We start from the raw sequence: 24561 nt of genomic DNA on the forward strand, positions 1-24561 counted from the left end.
GTTGATCGTAGGTGACAATGGCACTTAGTTAACTCACATTGGAGAAGGAAATGTCACATACATCCAAACGCGCTTTGCTAGTTATCGATCTACAAAACGACTATTTCGCAACAGGTAAATTCCCGTTGTGGAACACAGAAGAGGTGCTAAAAAATACGCTGGTGGCGATAGAGAAAGCGCAGCAAGCGGGAGACCTTGTTGTGCTGGTCCAACATGTGGCCGATGCCAGCCGCGGTATAGCGCCGTTCTTTAACGAGGGCACAACCGGTGTGGAGATCCACCCACAGATACTCGCCGCAGCGCCAGATGCTCCGGTGGTGGTTAAGAGCAACGCGGACAGCTTTGTTGATACCTCTCTTGCCGCTGTACTTGCATCGCACAACATCGAAAAGTTGCTGGTCTGCGGCATGATGACGCAGAACTGTGTGGCGCATACAGCGCTCTCGCCCGATGCAAGTGGCTACGATCTGCAGGTGCTGGCAGAGGCGACTTCTACGGTTGATGTGATGATCCATAACATCGCACTTAACGCGATCTCAACGCGACGTCCGCTTGTCACACTGGATACAGCGTTCGCCTAATGACTATTAATGCCGATATATCACCCGTGCTAACTGCTTAGGTGATATATCGTAAATTAGATATATCAATGAAAGAATATATGGATAATTGTATATGTTGTTTTAGGTATGTATAGTGCACCCAAATATTAAGAGGGTGTCGCGTGAAAAAAGTCCTATTTCTTTGTACCGCTAACTCCGCACGGTCACAAATGGCGGAGGTGTTGCTGCGCCAGTTAGCGGGCGATCAGTTTGAGGTGTTTAGTGCTGGCACCGAGCCATCCGAGGTAGACCCACGCACGATAGAGGCGATCGAACACTTTGGTTTATCCGCCGAGGGATTAGTGGCTAAGTCGGTACAGAGCTTGGGCGATCAGCCGTTCGATTACATCATCACCTTGTGCGATAAAGCGCATCGAGAATGCCGAGCTTGGCCCCATGGCGGCGTTGTGCTGGCGTGGGACTTCCCAGACCCGAAAGCCAGCCCAGACCCAAAAGCCTTTACCCGCACCCTGCAGGAGTTAAGCGAGCGCCTGCGCTTGTTCGTGTTGGTGAACAGCAAGAACGTGGATTCACAAGTCAAAGCGCTGGATGCTGTTACCTTCTTTAAATCTATCGCCGATGAGACACGCCTACTAAGCCTGCTGTTGATTGAACAAGAGGGCGAGCTGTGCGTGTGTGAGTTGATGGAGGCGTTGGAACTATCTCAGCCTAAAATTTCGCGCCATCTGGCTCAGTTACGCAAAAACGGTTTATTGCTTGATCGCCGCCAGGGCCAATGGGTTTTCTACCGTTTACACCCGCTGTTGAATGATTGGATGTTGAACATTCTGCGTGAAACACGCCTGCACAGCAGCACTTTGCTAGACGCCCCTCAAGACCGTCTGCAACAGATGAGTGCGCGACCTAGCGCATCGAATACCGCCTGCCAGTGAGTTTTTAAAACATGAAAGACCTACCCAATATTGATCCGCAACAATGGCGTTCACCCCAGCTTACTAAGCTTGCCGCCGAGGGTGAAACTGCGCCCAAAATCTTGCTGCTATATGGCTCTTTACGTGAACGCTCCTTTAGCCGCCTAGCAGCGGAAGAGGCGGCGCGTATTCTGGAGGCGTTAGGTGCTGAGGTGCGCTTTTTCCATCCGCACAAGCTGCCTCAGCCCGATGCTGTGGAAGATAACCACGCCGTTGTGCAGGAGCTACGCGATCTGGTGCTGTGGTGCGACGGTATGGTGTGGTCATCGCCTGAGCGCCATGGTGCGATGACCTCCACCATGAAGGCGCAGATCGACTGGATTCCACTGAGCTTAGGCGCAGTAAGACCCACGCAAGGCAAAACATTAGCACTGATGCAGGTGTGCGGCGGCTCGCAGAGCTTTAATACCGTTAACCAGATGCGTGTGTTAGGGCGCTGGATGCGCATGATCACCATACCGAACCAGTCGTCGGTGCCAAAAGCCTATATGGAGTTTGATGAAGAGGGGCGCATGCTGCCATCGGCGTACTACAACCGCATCGTTGATGTGATGGAGGAGTTGGTGAAGTTTACGCTACTGACCCGCAGCCGCGGCGAGTACCTCACCGACCGTTACTCTGAACGGGTTGAAACGGCAGAGCAGTTATCAGCGCGAGTTAACCAGCGCGCTATCTAGAGGAGAGAGTTCATGGGCTTGTTTGAGCGTTATTTAAGCCTCTGGGTTGCGCTATGTATTGTTGCAGGTGTGGTGTTGGGTAATCTGGCACCTGCGCTTTTTGTTGCCGTTGCGCAGTTGGAGTTTGCGCATGTGAACTTGGTGGTGGCGCTGTTTATCTGGGTGATGATCTACCCCATGATGGTGCAGATCGACTTTTCGGCGATCAAAGATGTCGGTAAAAAGCCGAAAGGGTTGTTGCTAACGCTGGTGATCAATTGGCTAATTAAGCCTTTCACAATGGCGCTGCTAGGTTGGTTCTTTTTCCGCGTACTTGTGGCTGATTGGGTGGATCCACAGAGCGCAACAGAATATATCGCCGGTATGATTTTATTGGGTGTCGCCCCTTGCACCGCGATGGTGTTTGTTTGGAGCCAGCTCACCAAAGGCGATCCAAACTACACCTTAGTGCAGGTTTCAGTAAACGATCTGATCATGATCTTTGCGTTTGCACCGATTGCCGCATTTTTGTTGGGTGTGAGTGATATCGAAGTGCCATGGGAAACGCTGCTGCTGTCCGTGGTGTTATATGTGGTGCTGCCGCTTTTAGCGGGTGCGTGGACACGCCGCCAGCTCGAGAAGCAGGGTGATACCGAGCGTCTCAACCATTTTTTACAGACGCTTAAACCTTGGTCGGTACTTGGCTTGCTCGCCACCGTTGTACTGCTATTTGGTTTTCAGGCTGAAACGATTATCAGCCAGCCCGAGACTATCGGTCTTATTGCGATACCGCTGCTGGTACAAACATACGGTATTTTTGTTATCGCTTATGCTGCGGCTTATTGGTTGCGGTTGCCACATAATGTAGCAGCACCGGCTTGTATGATTGGCACCTCTAACTTCTTTGAGCTAGCGGTGGCCGTTGCGATCTCGTTATTTGGTTTACACTCGGGGGCAGCGCTGGCCACCGTAGTTGGGGTGTTGGTGGAGGTGCCGGTGATGTTATCGCTGGTGGCCATCGCAAACCGTACAGCACATTGGTTTGATCGAGCTGAGGCGTGATCGACCAAACACTGATAATAGATGTGGGATAAAGAAGATGAGCTTAAAGATCGGTATTAATGGGTTTGGCCGCATGGGGCGGCTAACGTTCCGCGCTATCTGGGGTAAAGGCGATGTTGAGATCGTCCATATCAACGACCCGGCGGGCGATGCGCCAACCCTTGCACACCTATTGAACTTTGATTCGGTACATGGCCGTTGGGAACAAGACGCACAGGCCAGTGATAACACCATCACGATCAACGAGCAGGTGATCACCACGAGCCAGAATAAACAGATTCATGAAACAGACTGGTCTGGCTGCGATCTGGTGATTGAAGCCTCTGGCAAGATGAAAACTAAGGCGCTACTGCAAGCATACCTAGCGCAGGGCGTTAAGCGTGTTGTTGTGACTGCACCCGTCAAAGAGCAGGGTGTACTCAATATTGTGATGGGTGTGAATGATCACCTTTACAATCCAGATGAGCACCGTATTGTGACGGCAGCCTCCTGCACCACCAACTGCCTAGCGCCAGTGGTAAAAGTGTTGCACGAAAAGCTCGGTATCGAGCATGGCTCGATCACTACCATCCACGATATTACCAACACCCAAACAATCCTGGATGCACCACACAAAGACTTGCGCCGTGCACGCGCGTGCGGAATGAGCTTGATTCCTACCACAACGGGCTCAGCAACCGCTATCACTCATATCTTCCCCGAGCTAAAAGGGAAGCTGAATGGCCATGCGATCCGCGTGCCGTTGGCGAACGCCTCCATCACTGACTGCGTATTTGAAGTGGCCCGCGATACCACCGCCGAAGAGGTAAACGGCTTTTTGCAGGCGGCGGCTGAGAACGAACTAAAAGATATTCTCGGTTATGAAGAGCGCCCGTTAGTATCCATTGATTACAAGACAGACCCGCGCTCTAGCATTATTGATGCGCTATCAACCATGGTGATTAATGGCACGCAGGTGAAGATCTACGCGTGGTATGACAACGAATGGAGTTATGCGAACCGCACCGCTGAGTTGGCGTTAAAGGTAGGGCGCAGCTAAATGCTAAGCCAGCTCACCCCCGCTATTCGCCAGTACCTCGTTGTTACCGGTAACTACTGGGCATTTACGCTTACGGATGGTGCGTTACGGATGCTGGTGGTGTTGCACTTTCACAGCCTTGGCTATGCGCCGCTCGATATTGCGCTGCTATTTCTCTTTTACGAAATTTTCGGGGTTGTCACCAATCTGGTCGGGGGCTGGTTAGGCGCGCGTTGGGGCCTTAACCGCACCATGAACATCGGTTTGGTGATGCAGGTGGTGGCATTGAGCATGTTGTTGGTGCCCGCCTCATGGCTCACCGTACCGTGGGTGATGGCGGCTCAAGCGCTGTCTGGAATCGCTAAAGATCTAAACAAAATGAGTGCCAAAAGCTCGATCAAGCTACTGGTGCCCAGCGATGCACAGGGCCAGCTCTATAAATGGGTCGCTATTTTGACAGGTTCAAAAAACGCACTCAAAGGGGTGGGCTTCTTCTTAGGTGGCGTGCTGCTCAGTTGGCTAGGCTTTGCGGGTGCTGTCGCCTCCATGGCCATCGCGCTAGCCGCCGTATGGCTAATGAGCTTAGTCTTGCTAAAAGACGATTTAGGCCGAGCCAAAAGCAAACCTAAGTTCCGCGATATCTTCTCGAAAAGCGAAGCGATCAACGTACTCTCTGCGGCGCGTATGTTTTTGTTTGGTGCCCGTGATGTTTGGTTTGTGGTAGCACTGCCGGTGTTTTTATCACAAACATTAGGCTGGAATCACAGCGAGACCGGCGCGTTTATGGCACTGTGGGTTATTGGCTACGGCGTGGTGCAGGGTGTCGCGCCAAAAATTACGCGTGGCCATGGCAACCAAACACCCGATGGTGCCAGCGCGCTGGCATGGGTAAGCCTACTCACACTCATCCCCGGCGCAATCGCTGCAGCGCTCTGGCTGGGCATGCCCGCCAGCTGGGTTGTGGTATGCGGCCTGATGCTCTTTGGTGCTGTATTTGCAATTAATTCATCGCTGCATAGCTATCTTATCGTGCAATACGCAGGGCGAGATGGTGTATCGCTGGATGTTGGTTTCTATTACATGTCGAACGCGATGGGACGACTATTGGGCACACTGCTCTCTGGTGCACTGTTCCAGTATGCAGGGCAGGGAAGCAGCGGGTTGCAAGCCTGTTTGTGGGTATCGATGCTGTTTTTGCTCGCAGCAGCGGGTGCTTCTATCAAGCTCCCCCGCCACCCTCAAGAGGCTGCTTAAGTAGCCTCTTATTTCACGCAGCCAGCCCCATTGCCTGCTTTGGATCATCCAGCGGCTAATCCACCACACACTCAGCTATTGATCCACTTTACGTAAACCGCTAATGTTCGCAACCAGTCATGATAAGCACGCAGGACGCGTAGCAACGCTTAAGGTAAGGAAGCCGGGCCAACTAAGTGCCTCTCTTTATTAATAGATAGCACCTTTATCTTTTATCCTTCTTAAGCAACAGCGCATCGGCTTGCTTGTCACTCTGTTTTTCTGGGTGTTTTAGGCTGTTTTTACTCTATTTTATAGCTAAATAGGGTTTTAAAAATCAGGTAATTATTCAGGAGGATATGAGGAGGAATTTATTTAATTAATTGTTTTGATGCAGGTTGGCATCTTAATCATGTTTTTATTTTTCAAGCCAAACGTTTTAGAGGTCCTAATATGAATCGAATATTGTTAGTTATTTTTATTTCTTTATTTTCTTACAAAGCATCAGCCGGCCCAATTGTCCAAGTTTATGACAATCTTTATGAAATAAACACAGTTACTGGTTTGTTAAGCACTCATCGTTTAGTAATTGAAGACCAAGCTTGGTTTGGTGACAGCGATCTTGCTCGCATTTTTGCTAATGAGCTTGGCACACAGCTCTCGCTACCTAATCTCGGACTTGGACCTGTTTTCGGTTTTTCTATATATGATGGAGTGGGTGCTGATTACACTAAAGGTTGGTTCTACAACCCAAGAAAGCCTCACCAACATGAAAACAACAGAGCCCAAGTTCAAAATGCTGGTGCTGGTGTTTATTATACCTATGCAGTCGCAAAACATATCGGAGTAGCGGAGGTGCCTGAGCCAAATTTATTCATTATTTTCGTTATGGCTTGTATTTCCATGCTTTTTCGCGTGCGCCGTAAAAGTATACAAGACTCTCGAGTATTTTCCGCTAGCTAAGATTAGCTCTCTAGCAAGATTTTATGCTCTAAAAGATTTAAAGATTACGAAAAATATAAGATTGTTTGTCAGCTTTAGTTAGAGGAATCTGCGAAGTTTTCGGTGTTTTTAACGAGTGAGATTATTGAACGTGCCGGAGCACGATGATTTGATATATCTCTAGCAGAAACCTATGTGAGATTTATGTTTCAACCGGTATTTTTCATGTAATTTTGGCGTTTTATCATGATAAATTAATTGAATTTGGTTCTGTTTTTTTTGATGGATATTAACTTTGCAACGAAATGGTTTTTTTATTTATTAGCAGAGTGCCGCTCAAACGAAGTCGGTAAATATCTTGTTATTGATATAATGAAAATTTTTACGAAATGGTGATCTTGCTTAGAGGGGAATTTATATAGGGATCTATAGGAATTAATGATCTATACTTTATAATTAGAGGTAATCAGTATATTTTTATAAAAATTAATTTTTATATTAGGTTTTTTCTAAGAAAAGAGTAAATAAACAGGGCGGATGCTGGTTTTTCTATTGTTTTGAGGAATTGTTTAAAAAAGGAAGCAGTGAATGATTGTATATATCGATATGGATGATGTGCTTTGTAACTTCACCGAAGCATTCAATCAAGCCTTAGCGTTAAATCCCGCTATTAGTTTTCCGCAATCTCAATACGGATTTTTTACGGCGCTCGCACCCAAAGAGGGTGCCATTGAAGCGGTGAGTGCTTTGCTCGCATCAGATCGGTATGACCCATACATACTGACTGCACCATCGGTTAAAAATCCGCTTTGCTACACAGAAAAGCGCGTATGGGTGGGTGATCATTTGGGAATGGAGATGGTGGAGCGGCTTATTATCTGCCGCAATAAGAGCCTGCTTAAGGGCGATTACCTTATCGACGATAATATCACGGGCCGCCGCCAAGAGGCGTTCGAAGGGCAGTTGCTGCACTTTGGCTCAACTGAGTACCCAGATTGGCGGGCGGTGCGGGATTACTTAAACGTATAAGAGGCGAACGTTTTTTACTTGCCGGTCAGTAGAAAAGTTACTAAATGCTCGTGCTAGAGAACACCGCTCTGCTAACAAAGAGCGTGTTTCTTTGGGCAGCGCGGCTTTAACTGTTCAACTGCTTTGCCGGTTGCCGCTAAAAAGGACTAATTGGAATGGGTAGCCTATTTGCTTGTCACCCGAACTGTAGCTTGCAGAGCTTAGCGCTAGTGGATTGGTTAGTCGTTGTAGTGTTGTTCTTTTCGATAGCCTTTGTGCTCACTGTTTGGCGCCGGTGGGCCTTCAGTCATAGTCAGCATCCTGCTGCATCTATCCGTTGGCATATCCCTCGCTTTATCTATATTGCCGTGGTTTTAGCACTGCTGACTATCCCTGCTGTGTGGTGGTTGTTTGGCTACACGGGGGCAAAGTTATTCGGGCAGTTTGGCTTTCCGGTGTTGGCCATCGTTGGCTACATTCTGTGGCTCTTGAGCAGTGAAGAGCAAGATAAGAACCACTGACCTTCAATGCACAGTGTCCAAATAGGCTCATACGCGCATGGGACTCCTGCTATAAATAGTCGGTGGGGTACATTAGCCATCAACCCGTTTCTAACCCATATCACTATAAGCTAGGCATTGGCGCTACCTTTTCGCATCGATTCGCGCATACAGTCTGCCAACAGTGAGAGCAGTTTAGGCTCAAGGGTGCTCGCTTGGATCAGGTTTGCATAAAGCACATGGCTTTCTGGCCAGCCGGGTAGCTCGCGCAGTTCGGGGTTGGTGTGTAGGCACGACTCGGGCAGTAAACTAACCGCCAGGCCACTTGCAACAGCAACCTCTAGGTTGATGATCTCCGCGCTCTTTACCACTGGCTTAAAGTTGATCTCACGTTTCTTAAGGTCGTTAAGGCAGATGTCTCTGAGGATACAGTCACCATCGTAGAGCGCGACGGGGAGGGCTGTGTTTGGCTCAACCTCTAGGTGTTTGGTGCCAAGCCATAGCAGCCGTTCCGACCAGAGAGTTTCGCTATCTTTCAAAGTGGGTTCTCCTGTCACAATAGCGATATCAACTTCGGCTCTGGCTACCATCTTGCGTAACTCACGGCTGCGTGCGCATGTCACAAGGGGCACGAGTTCAGGAAACGTGAGGCGTAACTGCGGTATGAAATGACGTAAAAAGTAGGGCGCATAATCGGTGGGAACACCAAAATGCACCTCTCCCCGGAGTGGCGTTTTGCTCAACGCATTGAGGGTTTCGTTGTTTAAACTGAGCAATTTGTCGGTATATGCGAGCAATGTTTCGCCAGATTGGGTGAGTTTGATACCGCGGTTGTTGCGCTGCAAAAGGCTGGTTTCTAGTAGCTCTTCTAATCGCTTGATCTGCATACTGATAGCCGCTTGCGAGCGGAACAGCTTGGAAGCAGCGCCTTTAAAGCCACCTTCGGCGACAACCGTTGCAAAGGTGTTTAGCAGTTCAAAATCTAACAGCGGTTTCATAAGCGGCCCTATCAGCATAGTTTGTGGTTCAATAAAAATGAATTATGGTCTTAATTATATTCGTTTGACGAAATTATGAGCAAGCCGTTAGCCTAACCTTATGTTGCACAATAACAGCGAGAAGAGGCGCTAATCATGCCAACAGATAGCATTCCAACGACAATGAGTGGGGTTGTGTTAACCGGCCACGGCGGGCTGGATCAACTAGAGTACCGTCACGATCTTCCCGTACTTGAGCCCAAAACTGGCGAGGTATTGATCAAGGTGGGTGCCAGTGCGATCAACAATACCGATATCAATACCCGTATCGGCTGGTATTCCAAAGCGGTGCAGTCTGGCACCGATACAGGTGCCACTCAGGGCTTTAGTGATGTGGATGCTGGGGATGCCACATGGTCAGGTGCAGCACTGAGCTTTCCCCGTGTGCAAGGCGCAGACTGCTGCGGAGAGATTATCGCGGTGGGTGCAGGTGTCGATGCGGCTCGTATCGGTGAGCGGGTGCTGGTGCGGCCTATGCATCCGAGCTGTGAGCATGCAGCAACCTACGATTTCATCACGTTTGGTTCAGAGCGCGATGGTGGGTATGCGCAATACACAACGGCGCCTGCACGTGAAGCATTTACTATCCAGAGCGACCTTACCGATGCGCAGCTGGCGTCGTTTCCTTGTGCGTACTCGACAGCGGAAGGGATGCTCGAAAAAGCAGCGGTTGATGCCAATGATAGGGTGTTAATCACAGGTGCATCCGGCGGAGTTGGCTCGGCAGCTGTGCAATTGGCTAAGCGCCGCGGTGCTTATGTGATCGCGATATGTGGCGCTGAGAAAAAAGCCCAAGTTGAAGCGTTAGGCGCTGATGAGGTGATCGCCCGTGATGCACCGTTAGCGCAGGCGCTTGATTCAGAGTCGGTCAGTGTGGTGGTGGATCTTGTGGCGGGTGGCCAGTGGCCACAACTGCTGGATGTATTGCAGCGTGGTGGGCGCTATGTGGCATCGGGCGCAATTGCCGGGCCGATTGTCGAGCTGGATGTACGCACTCTGTATTTGAAGGATCTGAGCCTGTTCGGCTCCACATGGCAGCCGCGGCAGGTGTTTGCCAATCTGATTCGTTATATCGAAGCCGGTGAGATTAAACCTCAGGTTGCTGCGCGTTTTGATCTGGCTGATATCCAGCAAGCTCAAGCGGTGTTTCTGGAGAAGAAGTACGTTGGCAAACTGGTGCTGACGCCCTAAGTGATAAGGCTCCCATAAGGAGCCTTTGTGGTTAAATTTCGTGGATCATATCGTCCATATTGATCTCTCGCTCATCATGGAAATGGTCGAGCATATGATCAATAAATAGGCGTGTTTTTGCAGGTAGGTAGTTGCGCGATGAGTAGTAGATCATCACTGGGATTGGGAGGAAGTTGAGCACAAGGCGAATATTGATTTCCTCCAGATTTCACCTTAAAAATCCTCCGCACTTACAACTTCTCTTAACCAGAGCTGTTTAGAATTTCACCATCAAGGAGCCCTTGTTCACATAGGGAAGTAATCACTTCAACAACCAAATCTTCAATGACACGGCATGCTGCTGTTACAGGCCGCCCTTTCAACCGCACCAAAGAGTGAACCCGGTCAATAGAAGGCTGAATCACCTTCAGAGCATCCAATTCGCCTTTCTGTAATTCTACGTTCATCACATCCTTAGGGATAAGCGCGTTAGCAATGCCACTGTTGATTAAACTACGCATTCCCTGAGCTGCATCCTGCTCATAACGGATATCCAGCGGGCGGCGTGCCTCCAACGCCGTTTGTTCGATATGCATCCTTATATTGTGAGGTCGGGACGGGGCAACCAGAGGATAATTTGACAGTTTTTCAAACAGAATCGTCTGCTGATCTTCATCAATATCAGTATTCTTCTGTCGTATATCTTTCCCCACCAGGTGCATCGACTCACGATAAACAGGCAGCACCTCAACATCGCTGAGATCTGCAGCATTGGGAATCAAGCCTATATCAACTTTACCATCAGCAATATTTTGGGCGGCTACCAGACTCATTGCTTCAAAAACTTGAAGCTGAATTTCAGGAAAGCGCTGGGCGGTTTCGGTTACCAATAAAGGCATTAATGTATACGCCTTAGAAGCATCCAACACTAGACTCACTTCACCACGAGGTGAGGCTTCATCAGATATAACATCCGCGCGTGCATTTTCGATCTGGCGTAAAATCAGACCTGCATGATGTATCAACTTCTCCCCGGCCGGCGTTAATTGAACACCTTTCACCGAACGTATGAACAGCTTAACCCCAAGGTCCTTTTCCAGTGCTGAAATCTGATGACTGAGAGCAGGTTGGGCAATAAACAGATCGCGTGCTGCCGCAGATACGCTACCTACCTCAGCAATTCTGAGAAAGTATTTCAACTGAGTAAGTTTCACTATTGCCTCCCTAACCCGGTATCAATGTAAAGCTATATTGATTTTTTATGGATAGCCATAATGAATATGTATTTTTTTTTATAAACGGCGCTGTTTATATTAATTTCAATTGCATTCTATCTGGCTGATAACTGTGTGGTTGCTCTCGGCACCTGCCGTTGTAGACAGAAAAAATAATTACAATCTGGCTTTAGAGGGATAGATGATGAGCGTCATTCTCAAACAAAAAATCGAAGATGCAACTGCATGGAAAGGCAAAGACATAAAAGATGATACTTCGTGGATTTATCACTGGTCCGATCAGTCAATTACTGTTCTTGAAAAAGCCCTAGAAAACGTCAAGGCTAAAGGGCTGAAAGTCCCAGACTTTACCAAAGAAGACTTCCCAATCACTGAGCTCGCAGAAGAGATCAACCACTTCAACGAAGAACTTGAAAACGGACGCGGATTTATCCTTATTCGCGGCTTACCCATCGAACGCTACTCAGATGAAGAGGCGGCCATACTTTACTACGGTTTAGGTCTGCATATGGGTAAACCTGTATCACAAAACATGAATGGCGATATGTTGGGGCATGTCAAAAATATCGGGGCGGAAGATACCAAACAAGTTCGTGTGTACGAGACAAATGAATATCTTCCTTATCATGCCGACCTGTCAGATGTGGTGGGTTTACTCTGTCTACGCAAGGCCAAATCGGGTGGTATGAGTAGTCTTTCAAGTGCAATGACTCTTTACAATGAAATTCTCGAAAAACACCCTGAGTATCTCGGGCTCCTTCACCGTCACTTTCTGTTAGAGCACCTAAATGATGGTGATGTTGGTCAAACACCCATATTTAGCTATCACAAAGGCAAATTAAGCGGCATGTATCTACGCCAGTATATAGAGATAGCCCAGGAAAACGCAGACTTACCGCTATCGCCAGTAGAAATTGAAGCGTTAGATCTCGTTGATTCGATTCTAAGCGATCCAGATATCCGCTTAGACATGATGATGGAGCCCGGCGATATTCAGTTTGCTAACAATTACGCTATCTTTCACTCCCGCACAGGCTTCGAAGATTATGAAGAACTTGACCGCAGAAGGCACCTTTACCGGCTATGGCTAAAAATGCCTAACTCCAGAGAGTTGGCTCCTGATTTTCCTGGGCGTAATGGTATTTCCAAACGCTAAGGATGAGCGAGCCCTCGCGATTCTTAATAACCAGATCTGATTTAGAGATATAAAAATAAAAAGAAGGTAGACCATGAAACTAAAGACTCTGTTTAAACCACTAGTGGGTATTACCCTAAGTATGACCCTAACTGCGACCGCAATAGCCGAAACCAAAATGCGTGTTGCGAGCTGGCTTCCGCCAACCCATCCCCAAAACTCAGTAGTGCTGGATACCTGGGGTAAGTGGATTGACGAAGCTACCGAGGGGAGAGTGAAAATGGTAATCGAGTATGGTTTGGGGCACCCCAAAACCATGTTCGAACTGGTGGAGGATGGGGTAGTTGATGCTAGTTGGAGTGTGCACGGCTATATACCAGGCCGCTTTAAACTCACTGAATCTGTGGAGCTTCCTAACCTGAATGCCAGCGCTGAGGCAGCATCGGTTGCTCTGTGGCGAGTGAGTAACAAATATTATAAGCAGGCTAATGAACATGAGGGACTTACCCTCGCTGCATTATTTACTCACGGGCCAGGCCAGATCCATTTGGCGGAGTCTATCGACTCACTGAAGGATTTAAAAGGCCGTAAAATACGTCTAGGTGGGGGAATCCAGGGTGCTCTGGGCAAGCGAATGGACATCACCCCGGTTGGAGCCCCTGCCCCTAAAGTTTACGAAATGATGCAGCAACGGGTTGTCGAGGGCGTATTCATACCGGCTAGCGAACAAAAAACGTTACGTCTGAACGAAGTAACAAAACAGTTAGTACTCCTGCCTGGCGGCATGTACACAATGAGCTTTTCTATGTTCCTCAACCCGGATTTTATGGCAACTTTGAGTGAGGACGATCAGAAGGCGATTATGAATGTATCTGGAGAAAAGTTGTCCGCACTGGCGGGGCGAGCCTGGGATAATGGTGACGCGGCAGGGCTGAAGGCAGCAAAAGAAGCCGGAGTATCCATCCTAGAAGTAAAACCAGGTGATCTGATAGATAAAGAGTTCCAGTCAATGATTAAAGGCATGGACGAAGAATATCTAGCCCGAGTCGCAGATCGAGGCGTGGATGCGGCAGGAGCGCTGAAAGAGTTGCGTGAAATCGCAAGAAATTATAACCGCTAATCTATATTTTCCGACAAAGCTGCGAAGTTAGTCACATCATCAGATTGTTCATATCACTTTTGCCGCCAGCATGCTGATTAACAAGTATGTAGGCGGTCCTCCCCTGAGCCTTGATTCATTAATAAATGCAACGCTCATGGCTGAAAAGAAAATGTCAAACCAGAGGTCTTTACATGGAACATTCATTGGTTATCAAGTCGTTGGGCGCATTAGTAGGAGAGGCTTATGTATTAAGCGGCGAACAAGACCGCGAAAAGTACGACTGTGATTGGACTGGTAAATGGAAAGGCGAGTCACTGGCAGTTGTACGCCCGTCAAACACATCAGAAGTGGCAGACGTCATCAAGTTTGCCTATGAGCATGATATTTCAGTAGTACCGCAATCTGGTAACACGGGTATTGCTGGGGGGGCGTACCCTGGTCAGGATAAAAGCCAAATCATTCTTTCTTTAGATCGAATGAACAAAATTATTGAGATTAACACTAATTCCCATTTAGCAATTGTTGAAGCAGGGGTGGTGCTTCAAGAGCTACATCAGACGGTGGAAGAGTATGGGCTCATCTTTCCCCTAACATTTGGTGCACAGGGCAGTTGCATGATTGGTGGTAATTTGGCCACTAATGCAGGTGGCTCCAATGTTGTCCGATACGGGAATACAAGAGATTTGTGTATGGGACTCGAAGTTGTAACGCCTGATGGCCGCATCCTCAATCTGATGTCCCAGCTTCATAAAGACAATACCGGTTACTCGCTAAAAAATTTATATATTGGCTCGGAAGGTACACTGGGAGTGATTACATCGGCCGTGCTAAAGCTTTTCCCAATGCCGAAAGCCTATGCAACAGCATTGGTTGCTATCCCGAGTGTCGATGCCGCACTAAATTTGCTTAATCGATTTCAAGAGGCGACAAGAGGGAGCGTAGAGGCTTTTGAGCTAATGCCGCATCAATTTATTGAGTTAGTAACAAATCATTTTGATAATTTATCTCCTCCTTTTGACCAACCAATGGAATACTCCGTTCTTATCGAAATTGGCGCAGTTTCACCTGAAGATGTAGCCCCTCAGGAAGATGGTTCAATCCCTGTTATGAACCTGCTTGAGTCGCTACTAGAAGAACTCTTTGAAGAGGGCGAAGTCTTGGATGCGGTAATAGCTCAGTCAGAGGAGCAACGTAAAACTCTTTGGAGTATAAGGGAAGGAGGCCTTGAAGCCATACTCGCCAAAGGCCGTCCAATAATAAGTGACATAGCCGTGCCGCTTGATAAGGTGCAAAGGTTCATTGATGAAATGGAGAGCAGATTAGCAATAATTGCCCCTAATTCAGAATACAGCGTAATTGCCCACTTAGGTGATGGGAATCTTCACTATGGGATATGGCCTAATGTACTGGCTGGAGCTGAATGGGATCCGATACTTGAATCAGAGATAGTTGAAGAAATAGAAGTAGTGATAAAAGAGCTTAGTGGAACGTTCAGTGCGGAACATGGAATTGGTTGTTCAAAAACGGATACGATGGAACGAATGAAGGACATTGTGGCACTAGATGTCATGTGGCAGATCAAACAATCGCTAGATCCGAAAAACCTGATGAATCCAGGAAAACTATTACCTTGCAGGTAATGTTTAAAGGATCTGAGCCTGTTCGGCTCCACATGGCAGCCGCGGCAGGTGTTTGCCAATCTGATTTGTTATATCGAAGCCGGTGAAATTAAACCTCAGGTTGCAGCACGTTTTGATCTGGCTGATATCCAGCAAGCTCAAGCGGTGTTTCTGGAGAAAAAGTATGTTGGCAAATTGGTACTGACGCCCTAAGTGATAAGGCTCCCATCGGGAGCCTTTGTGGTTAAATTTCGTGGATCATATCGTCCATATTGATCTCTCGCTCATCATGGAAATGATCGAGCATATGATCAATAAATAGGCGTGTTTTTGCAGGTAGGTAGTTGCGCGATGAGTAGTAGATCATCACTGGGATTGGGTCGGCTTCGTACTCGCGCAAAATACGATAAAAACAGCCCTGCTCAATGTAGTTTTTTGCATGCCCGATGCTCACTGCGGCAATACCAACCCCCATCTCAACCGCTTTGACGGCAGCCGATAGGTTGTTAACGATCAGGTTGCCTTCTGGCTCTATTTGCAGCAGCTCACCATCAACACGGAAGTTCCATGTTTTCTTGCGCCCAGTGGTGGAGGAGCGGTAAGCAATACAGTTGTGCTCGACAAGCTCAGATGGGGTTTTTGGCATCCCGTACTTATCAACGTAGCAGCGGTTTGCAACCAAAATGGGCTGGACTTTGTAAAACTCCCGAGCGATCAGGCGGCTATCTTGGTTCAACATGACGCCAATGCCCACATCCGCGCCCTCTTTTACAAGGTCACCGATGCGGTCATCAAAGCGCAGGTCGATCTCGATATCGGGGTACTTTTCGATAAAAGATGGGATCAGTGGGAGCACCACCATGCGTCCAAAGCTATCAGGCAGGTTGACCTTTAAGCGGCCATGCGGCGCTTTTTGCTTATCGGTGCTGAGACGGATCTGATCTTCAAGTTGATCCACCAGTTGACCGGTACGCCGGAATAGATCGTGGCCATCTTCTGTGAGTGTGAGTGAATGGGTTGTGCGATGAAACAGGCGTAAGCCGAGGTTTTTTTCAAGCTGCGCAACCGCTTTACTCACGGCTGCGGATGAAACACCAAGCTGGCGAGCCGCTTCTGAGAAGTTGCCGTTTTTTACTACGGCTATAAAAACCGGTAACTGGTTTGGAATCATTGAGCGCGATAGGCCCCTTTATCGTCGTATGGGTGGTTGCTGCCCGGCGTTCGGGCAGCTGTCTGTGCTAAGTTTAGTCCAGATCGTTGGCGCTGTGGCGCTCAGCCAGCTGCTCCGACTCATCGCCCCAGACACGGTTAACGCGGCGGCCGCGTTGTACAGCAGGGCGTTGAGCAATCCGCTCAGCCCAAGCGATCACGTTGGGGTAATCGCTAACGGATAGGAACTCTGCGGCGCCATAGAGTTTGCCCTGCACCAAAACGCCATACCATGGCCAGATCGCGATATCGGCGATGCTGTATTCGTCACCGGCAATATAGGCATGATCTGCTAACTGGCGCTCTAGTACGTCTAGTTGGCGCTTGGTTTCCATGGTGAAGCGGTTGATAGGGTATTCAAACTTCTCTGGCGCATATGCGTAGAAGTGGCCAAAGCCGCCCCCTAAATAAGGTGCTGAGCCCATCTGCCAGAATAGCCAGTTCATCACCTCAGCTTTTGCTGCTGGCTCTTTTGGCAGCAGTTCGCCAAATTTATCTGCAAGATAAAGTAAGATAGACCCCGATTCAAAAACACGTACGGGTTCGTCAGCGCTACGGTCTAAAAGCGCCGGGATTTTCGAATTTGGGTTCACATCCACAAAGCCACTCGAGAACTGATCGCCCTCATTGATGCGGATGAGCCACGCATCGTATTCGGCACCGCTGTGGCCAAGCGCCAGCAACTCTTCAAGCATGACGGTGACTTTGACACCGTTAGGTGTGGCTAAGGAGTACAGCTGAAATGGGTGCTCGCCTGTCGGTAGTGCTTTGTCGTGGGTAGGGCCTGCGATAGGGCGGTTTATGCTGGCAAATTCGCCCCCGTTGGAGCTGTCCCACGTCCATACTTTTGGTGGGGTGTAGGATGTTGTCATGGGTGTCTCCTTAGTTTTTAAACGGTGGAATACTCAGCGGCGTATCGCGAGTTATATTCTCTAAGCGCGACTGATATTGATCTAGCAATACGATGCGTTCTTGCTCGCTAAGTTCCGCAGGCTCATAGGCGATAAACGGTGGTAAGACCTGAAATCCCGTCATCGCTAAGACACCGCGGTGAATCGGTTTAAGAACGCCCAGCATATCGCCATGTACGCCATCTGGCTCATACATACACTTAGGGTCGCCTGTGGTGACTGCGAGCAGTGCTTGCTTATCGGTAAAGCGGCCACACTCATAACGAGCTTCTTGGCAGTAGGTTTGCTGGTACACAAAGATACGATCGATCCAGCCTTTCATCATCGCTGGCATCGCGAACCAGCACAGCGGAAACTGGAACAGTAGCAGATCACACCAAGCGAGCTTCTCAAGCTCGGCGGCAACGTCGTCTGAAAAGCAGTGCTGTTCAACAGCATGTTGCTCCTCGTGCTGCTGTTTAAAGTATTCAGCGTTGGCCGCAAGTGTAAAATTATGGCGGCCGGAAACCGGGTTAAACGATTGTGCGCCAAGGTCAGATGTTTGAACATCATGCCCCTGTGCTAACAGTGTTTTTTGCGCAGTGCGCAACATGGCTGCGTTAAAGCTTGCCGGTTCCGGATGCCAGTAAACAATTAGTACATTCATAGTTTAAGGGCTCCCTATTGTTTCGCTAGGGTAAGCCAAGGGCAGGTGGTGCGTGTAGGGCATGACCGGGTGGAACGGTTTCAACCATTGGTTGAAGTATATGGGCTGCGGGGGCTTTTAGTAGGAGAGCGTGCGGGATAAAAGTGCAGGTGCATGTTGATACATACACCTGCAAAGGGTGATTAACTCGGTAAGAACTCCTTACCCCAACCAAGCCCGGCAATCTTGCGCTCGATCATGTCGTCGATCTCGTTATCTGAGTAGCCCACCTCACGCAGGACCTCGCGAGTTGAGTGGCCAAAGCGCTCAGTTGGAGCGACTGCTTTAATGCGCGCCTCCGTCGGACGGATCGAGTAGTGATCGATCTGTGTTAGGCAGTGGCCGCTTGGGTGGTCAGGGTAGATCGAGAACGCATAGCTGCCCTTATCGATACCCGACGAACCATCGGCGATTCGGCTGTACTGCTCACGCAGTGTCTCGATCGATAGCGGCGTTGCTGCGGCGATATCAGCACTGTGCAGTACGTCGATCCAGTAGTCAGTGGATGCTTGGGCAAAGGCTTCCGTTAGGAAACTGCGAACATCACTGGTGCTCTCGACACCGGCCAGCCCCTCAATAGCCGCCAGTTTAGGCAGTTCTTGGGTATTGGAGTCTAGGAAGATCCAGCCGTCTGCTGTCTGGTAAAAATAGGACAGCTCATGGTTGCCCAATGCTTCGCGGCCAGAGGCTTCGTTAAAGGGTGCGCGCCCCTCATAATCAAATGCGAACGGCACTTGTGCAAGGTTGGTAACCGCCGACAAAGATGTACGAGTACGCGATACAATGCCCGTTTTGTGCTTGTGGTAGATCGCTAACGCCATGCCAAGTCCTGCAGCGAAACCACAGTTTACATCCAGTGTTCCTAAGTGCGCGTGCTCTTCTGGTGTATCTGGGCCGCCGAATCGGCTCATGATGCCGCTGTTGGCCTGAATAATATCGTCATAGCCGATGTAGTTTGTTTTCGGGCCTGGGCGCGGACCACCGAGGCAGTCAAGGCGGCAGAAAAGCACACCCGGGTTCACCGCTTGCAAGCTGTCGTGATCTAAACCGAGTGGCTTCATTTGACGATCAGGTGCATTGATCAACACAAGATCCACTGAGCGAACCAGACGGTTAAACGCCTCGCGCCCATCATCGGTGGTGATATCCACTAGCGCCTTCTTCTTGCCCATATCCGTTTGGAAGGTGAACAGCGTGCCGATCAGCGGATCATACAAGGGCGTTACCGGATCAAGCTTGATCACTTCCGCACCGAAGCGACCCAAGAAAGCACCAGAGTGGGGGCCAGCAATGACGTTAGTGAGGTCCAACACACGTAAACCATCAAGCCAACCTTTGCCGCTGGCAGGTAAAATATTGTCGCCCGTTGGGCGTGATAGCGGCGCTTGCGCGGCAGCGTTTTGCAGCGTCGCGAGCGCCTCCTCATAGCTGACATTGCGCCGCGGAGCAGGCGTGAGCATCGCTTCGGCATTGTGTTCAAACCATGTGATTGGCCCCGGTTGTTTCATCAGACCATACTCTGGGTCATCCACCTCCACGATGAGGCCCGCAGTATTGGTGTGCTCGTCGTTGACCCACTCTTGGGTAGTGCGGTGCGGCGCGCCGGGGATCTGGCCCTCGCCAAAGATACGTCCCCACTCATCGGAGGTTTTGGTCAGGAAAGCTTGTTTCATCTTCGCTGAGATAATATCTGCCCACTTTTTCGGTAGTGGGTAAACACCAATCGAGGTTTCACCTTCCCACTCAGCGATAGGCTGGTGGAGATCTTTTACATCCGGTAGGCCTTCCGCGATCAACTCATCATAGATACCGAGGGCTATCAGGGCGCGCTTAGCGTGGTTGCGGTGCGATGGGCAAACACAGTAAAACTTGCGGCCGTCGGCGCACTCATAAGTGCGGTAGAAGGGGTCGAGGTACTCTTGAAGATCTGCATAGGTCAGATCCATTTTGATGTTGTTGGTTTTGCGATACTCAATCTCATGCTCGCGCATGGTTTTGTAGCGCTCAGGAAGGCCTTCGACCACATAGGAGTTATAGGATAAACCCTCCATCAGCGCGGCTGTCACAGGCACTTCAATGCTATCACCGCGGCCCGTCTTTTCACGCTCTAGCAGTGCGAGTACCACTGAACTTGCAGCAAGGGAGGTGGCGTAAGAGGAACCAAGCGGCAGCGGTGAGAAGCTTGGCTCTATGCCCATTAGTACACGGTTAAAGCCCATATCAGTGAAGGCCCCAGAGGTGGCTGCAACAATCGCTTCGGTTGCTTTCCACTCGCGGCGCAGCTCGTCATTGCTGGCAAAACCGGGTACCGAAAGCGTAATCAACTCTGGGCGGTTTTGGCGTAGTTGCTCAAAATCGATACCCAGGCGCTGCATTACGCCCGGGCGGAAGCTCTCAATGACGATATCGGCTTCGGCAATCAGACTGAGCGCCTGATTCAGTCCGGCTGCGGTTTTTAAGTCGAGCCGTAAGCAATGCTTGTTTCGCTGCAGCACTGCATTGGCAGGATGGTCCCACATTGGGCCCTCTGGCGGATCGATATGCACTACCGTTGCCCCTAAATCTGCGAGTGTCATCGCAACAGCGGGACCGGCAATCTGCTGGCCAAAATCGACTACACGGACGTCTTTCAGAGGTAGTTGATTGTTATTATTCATCTCGATTTATCCTGTCAAAAAAAGCGTCCAATCCGATAGCAGATGGTGGTGGACGCGCAGTTGTCATTCGCTAAGCAGACGCTCGGTCTGTGCTAAACGCTGTTCGCAGCACCCTGCATCGGTCTGGCTCCCGATAGGATTGAATGCCGTTGCGGTAGAGGTGACTGGTCCGGGAGATGGTATGAACGAATTTTTTTTTGAACCAGCAATAAAAAATTAGCCTAAGGCGTCATTTTTTTTATGGCTTGTTTTGGGGTGTGCGCCGAATTACAGCTAAAGCTCGGTAAATATTAGATATTTCTTATGGTTTGTTAGTGGTTTTGATTTTTAGCTATAAAAATAATTAGGTCTTAGGGGTTCTTTTTTTTTCTTTTCACGGCCGGGGGTATTTCATAACAATGGCCGTGAAATCACTTCATCAACAGGTTTGCCGAAGTGGTTTATGCCATTGGGCTCGAATAAAAATCATGAACCCCAAGCAAAGAGACGAATCATGCATAATAAATACAAGAATATCGTCATTCCGGTGGACTTGGCCCACGACTCCTCGTGGCGCGCCTCGTTGCCAGACGCAATCGAATACGCCCGTAACCACAGTGCCGATCTCCATGTTGTTACTGTGGTGCCGAATGCAGATATCCCTGCCATTGCGGCGCATCTACCCGACGGTATTGACGCTCATATCCGCGAAGATGGCTTGCAGCATTTGCAGTCGCTGATCACTCAGCAGGTTCCTACTGGGATCCGCTCCCATGCTGCGGTGGGGCAGGGTAGTGTCCCTCGCGAAGTATTACGTATCGCCAAAAAGGTGAATGCGGACCTTATTGTGATGTCCTCACACCGCCCTGAGCTGAAAGACTATGTACTTGGCGCGAATGCGGCGCATGTAATGCGTCATGCCGACTGCTCAGTACTGGTCATCCGAGATAAGGGAGGGTTAGAGCATGCGTAACGAAACTATGCTCGCGAAAGGAGGCTTGCTTGCCGATACGTCGCCAATTATGGCGATTGGTTCTGGGCTGTTGGTCCTAGCCTTTGTGCTGTTTACGATCGTTGATCCTGAATATGCGAATGGGCTTTACAGTGCAGCGAAAAATTATATCGCCTCAGACCTTGCCTGGTACTACGTAGGCGTTATCAGCTGCTTTCTCTTTTTTGCAATTTGGCTCTCTCTAAGCCGCTACGGCAGTATCCGTCTTGGTAAAGACCATGATCGGCCCGAGTTTAGCAATTTCTCGTGGTTCTCTATGCTGTTCGGGGCAGGTATTGGTATCGGCATTCTCTTTTGGAGTATTGCGGAACCTATTTACCATTTTCAGAGTAATCCGCTAATTACAGAAGACCAGCAACTGACTCAAGAAGCGGCGCAAGTTGCTATGCGCATCTCGATTTTCCATTGGGGTTTGCATGGTTGGGCGCTATTTTCAGTGATTGGTTTGGCTCTTGCGTACTTCTCTTACCGTAAAGGGCTGCCACTGAGTATCCGCTCGAGCTTGTATCCGATCTTTGGTGAACGTATTTACGGCCCCATTGGGCATATAGCGGATCTATTGGCGGTGTTTGGTACGGTCTTCGGTATTGCCACGTCACTAGGTCTTGGTGCGCAGCAGATGAATGCTGGCCTGAGCTATCTGCTGGGTATTGAGGTGTCGTCGACCAATCAGGTCATATTAATCGTTGCCATCTCGATCATTGCGACCGTGTCTGCGCTGACGGGTGTGAATAAAGGCATTCGTATTCTAAGTGAGCTGAATATGCAGCTCACGGCGTTGATTTTGGTGCTATTTGTTGTTTTTGGCCCAACGGCATACCTACTGGGTGCGTTTTTCACGAATACCGGTGACTACCTTCTTCACGCGGTTGAACTTGGCCTTTGGGTCGACCCTGATCCTGAAGGGCAGTGGCAAGGCTGGTGGACCATCTTCTATTGGGGTTGGTGGATCGCTTGGGCACCATTTGTAGGAATGTTCATTGCCCGAATCTCTAAAGGGCGCACGGTTCGCGAGTTTGTATTAGGTGTCTTGATCGCACCAACGCTACTTTCAACTTTCTGGATCACTATCTTTGGGAATAGCGCCATCTTCATGGAGTTGCATAGCCAAGGTGGTGTTGTTGAGGCGGTGAATAACGACATTACCATGGCGCTGTTCAAAACGATTGAGCTGATGGTGGCCAATGAGTGGCTAACCATGGTGTTGGCAGCGATCTGTACCGTCATGCTAGTGACCTACTTTGTGACGTCTGCAGATTCGGCAACATTGGTGATCTGCACATTGATCTCTGTCGGTAATGAACACCCTCCTGCGAGACTACGCGTGTTCTGGGGGCTAGCTATTGGTGCGGTAGCCGCGGTGCTGCTATACGCCGGCGGCCTTAAAGCGTTACAAACAGCGTCTATCGTGGCGGCGTTACCCTTCTCGGTCATCGCGATCATGGCGACCTACGGTTTATTGCGCTCCCTTCAGGAGGAGGTGAATCCGTGCCAGTCGTCAGTGGCTGAAGAGGCACGCGAGATCGAAGCCGAAGCTGATGGAGCATTGGTGCCTGAGCGCTAATCCCTAACCCAAGCGCCCTCTATGGCATCACATGGAGGGCACTCTTTCGATGATTACACTGTTTTTCCCACATGGCTGGGTGTCGGAGTTCTTATGTCTACACAAATCATTCTTCCTCGTGTCCTGCAAGTAGGCGAAGGTGCTAGCGGGGATATAGCTGGGGTCCTCGCCAGCTTAGGCTGTGCCAAGCCGCTCATCATTACCGATAAGATGATGGTGGAGTTAGGCTATGCCGCAGCGATTCAAACGAGTTTGGCAGATGCATCGATACGCGCAGATGTATTTGATGACACCGTGCCTGAGCCGACCATCAGTTCGATTCAAGCCGGCGTCGAAGCCGTTAAAAATGGTAGCTACGACAGTATTATCGCGCTCGGCGGCGGTAGCCCAATCGATAGTGCTAAGGCGATCGGAGTTCTAGGGAAGTTCGGTGGTGATATGCGCGACTATAAGTTTCCGCGCATCGTCAATGAAGCTGGCTTACCGATTATAGCGGTACCAACGACTGCGGGTACCGGCTCCGAAGTCACGCGGTTTACGATCATCACTGATGACCATAGTGACGAGAAGATGTTGTGCGTTGGGGTCGGCTTTATGCCAGTTGCGGCCTTGGTTGACTATAACCTCACATTATCTTTGCCAGCCCGTATCACGGCAGATACCGGTATTGATGCGCTGACCCACGCGATGGAAGCTTATGTCAGTAAAAAAGCGAGCTTGTATAGCGATAGTCAGGCTATTGCGGCAATGCGCTTAATCGGGCCAAACCTACGCCGCGCTTATCATGACGGCAACGACAAACCCGCGCGTGAAGCGATGATGTTAGGTTCAACCCTTGCGGGTATTGCGTTTTCTAACGCCTCGGTCGCGCTGGTGCATGGCATGAGCCGGCCAATTGGTGCTGCGTTCCATGTGCCTCATGGGTTGTCTAACGCCATGCTATTGCCGGCTGTAACGGAGTTCTCGATTCCAGAGGCATCAGCTCGCTACGCCGACTGCGCGCGAGCGATGGGTGTCGCTGATGAACATGAAAGCGATGCAGTGGCGAACGCTAAGTTAGTTGAGGAGTTGCGCGCCCTAAACGCTGAACTGCAAGTGCCTACGCCTGCCCAGTTTGGGATTGAGCGGGCGGCCTTCTTTGATCTGCTGGAGATCATGGCCGAACAAGCATTAGCTTCTGGCTCCCCGAATAACAACCCCCGAGTACCGACCCACGCGCAGATCATCGACATCTATAAGCAGCTGTGGTGATCAATCGGCACGCATCTAATTAAGTCATAGGAGTAGTTATTA

24 protein-coding genes and 1 pseudogene are annotated in these 24561 nt (G+C 49.7%); 18 read left to right on the plus strand and 7 right to left on the minus strand.

Annotated elements, in window-relative coordinates; all coding sequences use genetic code 11:
• Positions 1-50: 50 nt before the first annotated feature.
• The 10 genes and pseudogenes from E4L36_RS14335 to E4L36_RS14375 all read left to right on the plus strand — a co-directional run bounded on the left by E4L36_RS14335 (position 51) and on the right by E4L36_RS14375 (position 7974).
• A complete protein-coding gene (locus tag E4L36_RS14335; RefSeq protein ID WP_136681167.1) occupies positions 51-581 on the plus strand; it encodes a cysteine hydrolase family protein in 531 nt (176 codons plus the stop codon).
• Between the two features lie 143 nt (positions 582-724).
• Positions 725-1093, plus strand: a pseudogene (locus tag E4L36_RS18005) (arsenate reductase ArsC); the annotation flags it as partial.
• Positions 1094-1147: 54 nt separating this feature from the next.
• Positions 1148-1495 (plus strand): metalloregulator ArsR/SmtB family transcription factor, encoded by a 348-nt coding sequence (locus E4L36_RS18090; RefSeq protein ID WP_276317506.1) that lies wholly within the window; start codon positions 1148-1150, stop codon positions 1493-1495.
• An 11-nt stretch (positions 1496-1506) separates the two neighbouring features.
• Positions 1507-2211, plus strand: coding sequence for an arsenical resistance protein ArsH (gene arsH / locus E4L36_RS14345; RefSeq protein WP_136681169.1), 705 nt, complete (start codon positions 1507-1509; stop codon positions 2209-2211).
• Between the two features lie 12 nt (positions 2212-2223).
• On the plus strand, positions 2224-3252 hold the full coding sequence (gene arsB / locus E4L36_RS14350) for an ACR3 family arsenite efflux transporter (RefSeq protein WP_136681170.1): 1029 nt from the start codon (positions 2224-2226) through the stop codon (positions 3250-3252).
• A 37-nt stretch (positions 3253-3289) separates the two neighbouring features.
• Positions 3290-4291, plus strand: a complete 1002-nt coding sequence (locus E4L36_RS14355; protein ID WP_136681171.1) for an ArsJ-associated glyceraldehyde-3-phosphate dehydrogenase — start codon at positions 3290-3292, stop codon at positions 4289-4291.
• Positions 4292-5524: an organoarsenical effux MFS transporter ArsJ gene (gene arsJ, locus E4L36_RS14360; protein ID WP_136681172.1), complete on the plus strand. Its 1233-nt coding sequence runs from the start codon at positions 4292-4294 to the stop codon at positions 5522-5524.
• Between the two features lie 432 nt (positions 5525-5956).
• Positions 5957-6466 (plus strand): hypothetical protein, encoded by a 510-nt coding sequence (locus tag E4L36_RS14365; protein WP_136681173.1) that lies wholly within the window; start codon positions 5957-5959, stop codon positions 6464-6466.
• Positions 6467-7033: 567 nt separating this feature from the next.
• Positions 7034-7474 (plus strand): hypothetical protein, encoded by a 441-nt coding sequence (locus E4L36_RS14370; RefSeq protein ID WP_136681174.1) that lies wholly within the window; start codon positions 7034-7036, stop codon positions 7472-7474.
• Between the two features lie 155 nt (positions 7475-7629).
• Complete coding sequence (locus tag E4L36_RS14375) at positions 7630-7974, plus strand: hypothetical protein (RefSeq protein ID WP_136681175.1); 345 nt, start codon at positions 7630-7632, stop codon at positions 7972-7974.
• 110 nt (positions 7975-8084) lie between these two features.
• Here the strand turns inward: E4L36_RS14375 and E4L36_RS14380 are convergent, their stop codons facing one another.
• On the minus strand, positions 8085-8951 hold the full coding sequence (locus E4L36_RS14380; RefSeq protein ID WP_169051551.1) for a LysR family transcriptional regulator: 867 nt from the start codon (positions 8949-8951) through the stop codon (positions 8085-8087).
• Positions 8952-9086: 135 nt separating this feature from the next.
• Between E4L36_RS14380 and E4L36_RS14385 the strand changes: the two genes are divergently transcribed.
• Positions 9087-10181, plus strand: a complete 1095-nt coding sequence (locus E4L36_RS14385; protein WP_206064567.1) for an alcohol dehydrogenase family protein — start codon at positions 9087-9089, stop codon at positions 10179-10181.
• A gap of 31 nt (positions 10182-10212) precedes the next feature.
• Here E4L36_RS14385 and E4L36_RS14390 read toward each other — a convergent pair whose 3' ends face one another.
• Positions 10213-10362, minus strand: a complete 150-nt coding sequence (locus E4L36_RS14390) for a hypothetical protein (protein ID WP_206064568.1) — start codon at positions 10360-10362, stop codon at positions 10213-10215.
• Positions 10363-10423: 61 nt separating this feature from the next.
• Entirely contained in the window at positions 10424-11374 is a 951-nt protein-coding gene (locus tag E4L36_RS14395; RefSeq protein WP_136681177.1) for a LysR family transcriptional regulator, read from the minus strand.
• Between the two features lie 202 nt (positions 11375-11576).
• Between E4L36_RS14395 and E4L36_RS14400 the strand changes: the two genes are divergently transcribed.
• From E4L36_RS14400 to E4L36_RS14415, 4 genes are all read left to right on the plus strand, one after another.
• Positions 11577-12551 carry a TauD/TfdA family dioxygenase gene (locus E4L36_RS14400; protein WP_240770748.1) on the plus strand — a complete coding sequence of 325 codons (975 nt, stop codon included), beginning with the start codon at positions 11577-11579 and terminating at the stop codon, positions 12549-12551.
• Between the two features lie 73 nt (positions 12552-12624).
• Entirely contained in the window at positions 12625-13650 is a 1026-nt protein-coding gene (locus tag E4L36_RS14405; RefSeq protein WP_136681178.1) for a TRAP transporter substrate-binding protein, read from the plus strand.
• Positions 13651-13823: 173 nt separating this feature from the next.
• A complete protein-coding gene (locus E4L36_RS14410; RefSeq protein WP_136681179.1) occupies positions 13824-15272 on the plus strand; it encodes an FAD-binding oxidoreductase in 1449 nt (482 codons plus the stop codon).
• A gap of 18 nt (positions 15273-15290) precedes the next feature.
• A complete protein-coding gene (locus E4L36_RS14415) occupies positions 15291-15464 on the plus strand; it encodes a zinc-binding dehydrogenase (RefSeq protein WP_276606072.1) in 174 nt (57 codons plus the stop codon).
• A 31-nt stretch (positions 15465-15495) separates the two neighbouring features.
• On the opposite strand, the gene E4L36_RS14420 is transcribed toward E4L36_RS14415, so the two are convergent.
• The 4 genes from E4L36_RS14420 to E4L36_RS14435 all read right to left on the minus strand — a co-directional run bounded on the left by E4L36_RS14420 (position 15496) and on the right by E4L36_RS14435 (position 20713).
• Positions 15496-16422: a LysR family transcriptional regulator gene (locus E4L36_RS14420; protein WP_127693853.1), complete on the minus strand. Its 927-nt coding sequence runs from the start codon at positions 16420-16422 to the stop codon at positions 15496-15498.
• A 73-nt stretch (positions 16423-16495) separates the two neighbouring features.
• Complete coding sequence (yghU, locus tag E4L36_RS14425) at positions 16496-17332, minus strand: glutathione-dependent disulfide-bond oxidoreductase (protein ID WP_136681181.1); 837 nt, start codon at positions 17330-17332, stop codon at positions 16496-16498.
• Positions 17333-17342: 10 nt separating this feature from the next.
• Entirely contained in the window at positions 17343-18017 is a 675-nt protein-coding gene (locus E4L36_RS14430) for an NAD(P)H-dependent oxidoreductase (RefSeq protein ID WP_136681182.1), read from the minus strand.
• A gap of 182 nt (positions 18018-18199) precedes the next feature.
• The gene (locus E4L36_RS14435; protein WP_136681183.1) at positions 18200-20713 is read right to left on the minus strand and encodes a CoA transferase; all 2514 of its coding nucleotides are present in this window, start codon (positions 20711-20713) and stop codon (positions 18200-18202) included.
• Positions 20714-21206: 493 nt separating this feature from the next.
• Here E4L36_RS14435 and E4L36_RS14440 point away from each other — a divergent pair, with 493 nt between their 5' ends.
• From E4L36_RS14440 to E4L36_RS14450, 3 genes are all read left to right on the plus strand, one after another.
• Positions 21207-21665, plus strand: coding sequence for a universal stress protein (locus E4L36_RS14440; protein WP_169051552.1), 459 nt, complete (start codon positions 21207-21209; stop codon positions 21663-21665).
• On the plus strand, positions 21658-23268 hold the full coding sequence (locus E4L36_RS14445; protein ID WP_206064569.1) for a BCCT family transporter: 1611 nt from the start codon (positions 21658-21660) through the stop codon (positions 23266-23268). Before E4L36_RS14440 ends, E4L36_RS14445 begins: the two co-directional genes overlap by 8 nt.
• A gap of 93 nt (positions 23269-23361) precedes the next feature.
• Positions 23362-24519: an iron-containing alcohol dehydrogenase gene (locus tag E4L36_RS14450; RefSeq protein WP_136681185.1), complete on the plus strand. Its 1158-nt coding sequence runs from the start codon at positions 23362-23364 to the stop codon at positions 24517-24519.
• Positions 24520-24561: the final 42 nt, after the last annotated feature.

Origin of the sequence: Neptunomonas sp. XY-337 (assembly GCF_004959845.1) — a bacterium.
In the GTDB taxonomy this organism is placed as follows: Bacteria; Pseudomonadota; Gammaproteobacteria; order Pseudomonadales; family Balneatricaceae; genus Neptunomonas; species Neptunomonas marina.